The organism is Nocardiopsis oceani (assembly GCF_054777395.1).
This window is the reverse complement of the sequence record NZ_BAAHAR010000102.1, coordinates 1-4,424: the sequence shown is the minus strand read 5'-3', so window position 1 is coordinate 4,424 and position 4,424 is coordinate 1. Positions and strand designations below refer to the sequence as shown.

7 protein-coding genes and 1 pseudogene are annotated in these 4,424 nt (G+C 69.6%); 3 read left to right on the top strand and 5 right to left on the bottom strand.

What is annotated here, in order from left to right; genetic code table 11:
* Nucleotides 1-104 (top strand): annotated as a pseudogene (locus tag ACYVDG_RS32460) (IS982 family transposase); the annotation flags it as partial.
* A gap of 19 nt (nucleotides 105-123) precedes the next feature.
* On the opposite strand, the gene ACYVDG_RS32455 reads toward ACYVDG_RS32460, so the two are convergent.
* The 5 genes from ACYVDG_RS32455 to ACYVDG_RS32435 all read right to left on the bottom strand — a co-directional run bounded on the left by ACYVDG_RS32455 (nucleotide 124) and on the right by ACYVDG_RS32435 (nucleotide 2,968).
* On the bottom strand, nucleotides 124-294 hold the full coding sequence (locus tag ACYVDG_RS32455; protein WP_460764007.1) for a hypothetical protein: 171 nt from the start codon (nucleotides 292-294) through the stop codon (nucleotides 124-126).
* 190 nt (nucleotides 295-484) lie between these two features.
* Complete coding sequence (locus ACYVDG_RS32450; RefSeq protein WP_460764002.1) at nucleotides 485-1,171, bottom strand: hypothetical protein; 687 nt, start codon at nucleotides 1,169-1,171, stop codon at nucleotides 485-487.
* A gap of 231 nt (nucleotides 1,172-1,402) precedes the next feature.
* Nucleotides 1,403-2,002 (bottom strand): Uma2 family endonuclease, encoded by a 600-nt coding sequence (locus ACYVDG_RS32445; protein WP_460763995.1) that lies wholly within the window; start codon nucleotides 2,000-2,002, stop codon nucleotides 1,403-1,405.
* A gap of 181 nt (nucleotides 2,003-2,183) precedes the next feature.
* Nucleotides 2,184-2,546 (bottom strand): fluoride efflux transporter CrcB, encoded by a 363-nt coding sequence (gene crcB / locus ACYVDG_RS32440; protein ID WP_460763990.1) that lies wholly within the window; start codon nucleotides 2,544-2,546, stop codon nucleotides 2,184-2,186.
* A complete protein-coding gene (locus tag ACYVDG_RS32435) occupies nucleotides 2,543-2,968 on the bottom strand; it encodes a fluoride efflux transporter FluC (protein WP_460763985.1) in 426 nt (141 codons plus the stop codon). Before ACYVDG_RS32435 ends, crcB begins: the two co-directional genes overlap by 4 nt.
* 64 nt (nucleotides 2,969-3,032) lie before the next feature.
* Between ACYVDG_RS32435 and ACYVDG_RS32430 the strand changes: the two genes are divergently transcribed.
* Both ACYVDG_RS32430 and ACYVDG_RS32425 read left to right on the top strand, forming a co-directional pair.
* Nucleotides 3,033-3,446, top strand: coding sequence for a VOC family protein (locus ACYVDG_RS32430; RefSeq protein ID WP_460763982.1), 414 nt, complete (start codon nucleotides 3,033-3,035; stop codon nucleotides 3,444-3,446).
* Nucleotides 3,447-3,517: 71 nt separating this feature from the next.
* The coding region (locus ACYVDG_RS32425) for an RNA-guided endonuclease InsQ/TnpB family protein (RefSeq protein WP_460763979.1) at nucleotides 3,518-4,424 on the top strand (907 nt) is incomplete at its 3' end.

Below are 4,424 nucleotides of genomic sequence, written 5' to 3'. Positions count from 1 at the left end.
TCGCCCGTACCGCACAGCGCCTGCTGGCCATGGCCGCGGCGATCTGGCACAACTGGGAGACCAACGCCCCCGTCAAGCGGTCCCTGATCGCCTACGACCACTGAAGACATCGGACTCAATCATCTAGCGGGCGGAGTCGACCATGACCTCTTCGCCCACGTTGACCAGGACCCCGGCGACCGAGGTGCCGAACGCGATGGCCGGGGTCGTCACGGTGGCGACCCCGGCGGCTGCCTTGCGCCCCTCGTCGGGCTGTTGGTCAGAGGAGGGGTGTTGGTTCTGGTCTCCGTGCATGTCTTCAAGCATTCCGTTGAAGTGGCCCCGGAGACTCTGGTCCGATCAGGACCGGCGGTGCAGGGGCAACGCGCCGGCAACCCTCAACCTGCGGTCGAAGCCCTCTACGGCCCGGAGGTGGGTGTCCCCAGGCGCAACCGGGCGCCGGGGCACGTGGTGTTCACGTGCCCCGGCGCCTGTTTTTCAGGGGTCAACCGGGGGAGTCCTCCAGGAGTTTCTTGAGGTCGCCCAGCCACGTGCGCCAGTCGGCCTTCCACCGGGCGGAGCGTTCGGCGCTGTCGATGCGAGTGTGCTCGATGCCCACCATGGCCTTGCCCTCGCCCTTGGCCTGGAACGTCGCGGCCATACGGGTGTCTTCCGGCATGTCCGCGGTGAAGCGCTTGCCCGGCTTGGCGGTGCGCTCCGTCGCCTCCTGGGGAAGCCACCGGGCACGCGTCTCGGGGTCGGCGAAGGCCGCGAAGAGCACCTCGACCGGCACGTTCACGGTCTTGCTCGCGCTCGCCGCGAACCCGTCCTTCTTCTGCCCGGGAACGCGCAGCCCGCGCTCCTGCTCGTAGGCAACGGTGACGGTCTGCGCCCACCAGCCGTCGACCTCGTGGTCCCCGGTCAGGTGCGCGGCGATCTCGGTGTGGGACCTGGTGGTGGCCTCCCACGCGTCCAGCAGCGCGAACCACGCGTCGTAGTCGCGGCCGGTGGCTTCGCGGACCTTGTCCCCGGACACGCGTGCGCGCATGGTGGCGGCGCTGGGAGAGGCAGGTGCTTCGACGGGCGCCGGTTCGGGCTCGGTGATCAGGTGGGCGCGGGCGGCGGTGTAGCTCTCGCCGGTCTTGTCCATCCGGGCGCGCACCCGCTGCTTGAAGGATTTCTGGCTGGTCATGACGGCTCCTCGGCGGTCCGCGACAGAACCCACGCTCCCGTCGCCCCGCCGGAAGGGCTTGCGTCAGACCGGCGTCCCGAGAACTCCAGGGTCCCCTTTGCCTCCGCGAGGCCGACGGCGTGGGCGCCAGGGCCGGAGGTTGGGCGCGGGACCGCGCCGCTTCCCACGATACTCCGCTCGCCGTCTGGCCACCACCCCGTTGTCCAGTCCCGGGGGTGGCTGGGCTGGGGCTCAGTTCCCGGCGTACCGCTTGAGCCCGTCGGTGTTCAGGGTGATCCCGACCCCGGGGATGTCGATGGTGTGCCCGTAGCCGAGTTTGGCGACGTTGCGGTACCGGCCGCCCGCGGGCTCGCTGTGGACGGTGACGCTGTCGTCGTCCCGGTCGACGAGCAGATAGACGCCGATGTCGCAGGCCGCGTAGGCGCGCGCCTTCTCGACCCGGTCCCGGGCATTGGTGTCGGAGTCCCACGAGGTGACTTCGACGACCGCGATGACCCCATGGGGGTTGGCCCATTCGCCCTGTCCGGCGAAGTGGTCGACCGGGGCGAGTATGCCGTCCGGGCGGGCACGGCCCTTGCGGTAGGAGTCGACCTTGAGGCCCTGACCGGTGACGTTGAGGTCCAGGTCCGCCCTTTGCGTCATGCACTGGCGCATCAACCACATGAGGATCGCGTTGTGGTCACTGTCGGGCACGGTGCGGATCTCCATCTGGCCGTTGAGGTATTCGAGCGTGACATCCTCACGGGCGGCGGCCTGGGCGATGCTCTCGAACTGTTCGATGCTCAGCTTCTCGGCAGGAGATCTCGGCGAGGGGTGCTCGATCACGGTCATGGTGTGCAACCCCTTCTGACATAGATGGTGGGCCCAGAAGACATCGTGGCCTTGAGAGGTCAGGATACTAGGGGAAGCTCTCCCGCTGCTGGAGATCAGGAGGACCAGACGGGGGCCGAGCTCACGGCATGGCCAGGCGGGCGATGAGGGGCAGCCACAGCGCGGGTGCGAAGGCGCTTGGCTAGCCGAGGAGGATGGTCCCGGCAGCGAGCCCCAACCACGCTGCACCGATCCCCAGGGTGAGGCTGGCCAGGACGTACAGGAGCGCCCTGAGGCGGGCTCCGGTCCGGGTGAGTTGGACGGTCTCGTAGGCGAACGTGGAGTAGGTGGTCAGCGCCCCGCACAGCCCGGTGCCCACCAGCGCCGTGGTTTCGGGGGACACCGGCAGCGCCATGAGCGTGCCCAGAATCAGGCTGCCCGCGACGTTCACCAGTAGCGTCCCCCACGGAAAAGCCTCACCGAAGCGGCGCTTGAGCGCCAGGTCGACCAGGAAACGCACCGGAGCTCCCACAGCTGCCCCGAGGGCGACCATCAGCGCGCTCACGGGAACCGCCCCCCGCCTTGGAAGAAGATGCGGTGGGCCAGGGCCGAGGCGGCCCAAGCCGCGATCACCGCTCCCGCCAAGGTGAGGCCCAGGTAGGCGAGCGCGACCTGGGGGTGGCCGCGTTCCAGCGCGGTGACGACGTCCATGGTGTAGGCGGAGAAGGTCGTGTAGCCGCCGAGGAAGCCCACACCCCAAAAGGGCCGGACGTAGCGGTTGCGCGGCCAGCGGTGGGCGATGAGTTCCATGAGCAGGCCGATGAGCAGGCTGCCGCTGACGTTGATCGCCAGGATCGTCCAGGAGACCCCGGTGGCCGCGGGTGGCCAGAGCACGTCCAGGTCGTGGCGGGTCAGGGCGCCCAAGGCCCCGCCAGCGGACACCGCGGCGACCAGGGGCCACAGCGGGCCCTGGGTGGTGGGTGGCATGGACCCATCCTGCACCCGCGAAAACCCGTGGGCTTTCCGGCACGCGTGTAACTAGGGTCGCTGCATGGCCCGTATGCGTGACATCGTCGTCGACTGCCGCCACCCCGCCTCCCTGGCCCGCTTCTGGGCGGCCGCCATGGACGGCTACGCCGTGGCGCCCTACGACGAGGAGGAGTTGGCCCGGCTGCGCTCGGAGGGGGTCTTCGATCCCGAGGACGACCCGCAGGTACTGGTCGAGGGGCCCGAAGGCAGCCCGTCCTTCTTCTTCCAGCGGGTTCCCGAGCCCAAGTCGGTCAAGAACCGGGTGCACGTGGACCTGGTGGGGGACAACGCGGAGCTGAAGCGGTTGCTGTCCCTGGGCGCCTCGGTGGTGAACCGCGGACCCGACCTGGTGGTGCTGGCCGACCCTGAGGGCAACGAGTTCTGCCTGATCCGGTTCTCTGGCGGTGCAGACCCCGTCCCTTCAGGGCGGGGATAGCCGCCCCCGCTCAGAAGTGTCACACCCTCGGGCTACGGTCCTGTCCAGGATCGACGGGGGAGGTGTGTGCTGTGCTGACGGGGTTCCGGTACCGGCTGGCGCTCACCGACGCCCAGGCCCGCCAGTGCGCCGAGTACGGCGACATCTGCCGCGCGGTCTGGAACACCGCCCTGGCCCAGCGCCGCCACATCGTGGACCGGTGGAAGCGCGGCTACGCCGCCCCCTACTGCGGCTACCACCTCCAAGCTGGGCAGCTGGCCCAGGCCAAGACCGAGGAGACCTGGCTCAAGGCCGCCCCCTCGCACATCCTGCAGCAGACCCTCAAGGACCTGGACCGGGCCTGCACCCAGCACGGCACCTTCAACGTCAACTTCCGGCCCAAAAACCACTGGAAACCCTCCTTCCGCTTCCCCGACGGGCCGAGCATCACCGTCCAGCGCCTGGGCCGCAAATGGGGACGCGCCAAGCTTCCCAAGCTCGGGTGGGTGCGCTTCCGGTGGTCACGCGCCCCCAAAGGCACCATCCGCTCAGCCACCGTGCGCCGCGACGGGGCGCACTGGTACCTGTCCCTGCTGTGCGAGGACGGCGAGCACACCCCGGCCTCGCATGCGGTGCCCGATGCGGCGGTGGGGGTGGACCGGGGCGTGGCCGTGGCGGTGGCCACCTCCGAGGGCGACCTGTTCGACCGCACCTTCCAAACTCCCAAGGAGATCGAGCGGGAGCGTCGGCTGCGCCGCCAGCTGGCCCGGCGCCGCAAGGGATCGAACAATCGGGCCAGGACCAAGCGGGCTCTGTCGCGGGTGACCGGGCGGGTGCGGGCCCGGCGCGCCGACTTCAGCGCCCAGACCGCCCACGTGTTGTGTGACAAGAACGCCGTCGTGGTGCTGGAGAAGCTCAACACGAAGAACATGACCCGCTCGGCCAAGGGCACCACCCAGGCTCCTGGAAAGAAGGTGCGGCAGAAGGCGGGGTTGAACC

Coding starts and splice junctions, on each gene's coding strand:
- ACYVDG_RS32455 (WP_460764007.1), bottom strand. CDS start 294: ATGCACGGAGACCAGAACCAACACCCCTCCTCTGACCAACAGCCCGAC.
- ACYVDG_RS32450 (WP_460764002.1), bottom strand. CDS start 1,171: ATGACCAGCCAGAAATCCTTCAAGCAGCGGGTGCGCGCCCGGATGGAC.
- ACYVDG_RS32445 (WP_460763995.1), bottom strand. CDS start 2,002: ATGACCGTGATCGAGCACCCCTCGCCGAGATCTCCTGCCGAGAAGCTG.
- ACYVDG_RS32435 (WP_460763985.1), bottom strand. CDS start 2,968: ATGCCACCCACCACCCAGGGCCCGCTGTGGCCCCTGGTCGCCGCGGTG.
- ACYVDG_RS32430 (WP_460763982.1), top strand. CDS start 3,033: ATGGCCCGTATGCGTGACATCGTCGTCGACTGCCGCCACCCCGCCTCC.